Genomic DNA, 519 nt, shown 5'->3' on the forward strand with positions numbered 1-519 from the left:
GTCTCAGCATTAATGGATGACTTGGCAGCGCGATTAGGCCCGCTCTTCCCACGTTCTGAGACGCGCGATCGTGCCCTACGCTACATTCAGGGGCTGCTCAGTCAGTGTGAACGTAAGAATAGCTGGCATCTTGCCGAATGGCTCGGCGATGCCACCCCCGATGGGGTGCAGTACCTGTTGGATCGTGCCCGTTGGGATGCGGAGGCGGCACGCGATGTCCTCTGCCAATGGGTCATCGATACGCTGGGCTCGTCTGACGGTGTCCTGGTCCTGGACGAAACCGGCTTTATCAAGAAAGGTCAGCACTCGGCCGGCGTGCAACGCCAGTACAGTGGTACCGCCGGGCGTATCGAGAATAGCCAGATCGGCGTCTTTCTTCTCTACGCCAGCCCTGCAGGGCATGCCTTCCTGGATCGAGCCCTTTACTTGCCCAAGTCCTGGACACAGGATCGAGAGCGTTGTCGGCGTGCCGGTATTCCCGATGACGTCGAATTCGCCAGCAAGCCAGAACTCGCTCGA

1 protein-coding gene is annotated in these 519 nt (G+C 59.5%); it reads left to right on the forward strand.

Going from position 1 to position 519, the window contains the following annotated elements; translation table 11 throughout:
- Positions 1-12: 12 nt before the first annotated feature.
- Positions 13-519 (forward strand): IS701 family transposase (locus OP498_RS18560; RefSeq protein WP_280554835.1); only part of this gene is annotated, 507 nt, incomplete at its 3' end.

Source organism: Halomonas sp. 25-S5 (assembly GCF_029889845.1).
Taxonomy (GTDB): Bacteria; Pseudomonadota; Gammaproteobacteria; order Pseudomonadales; family Halomonadaceae; genus Halomonas.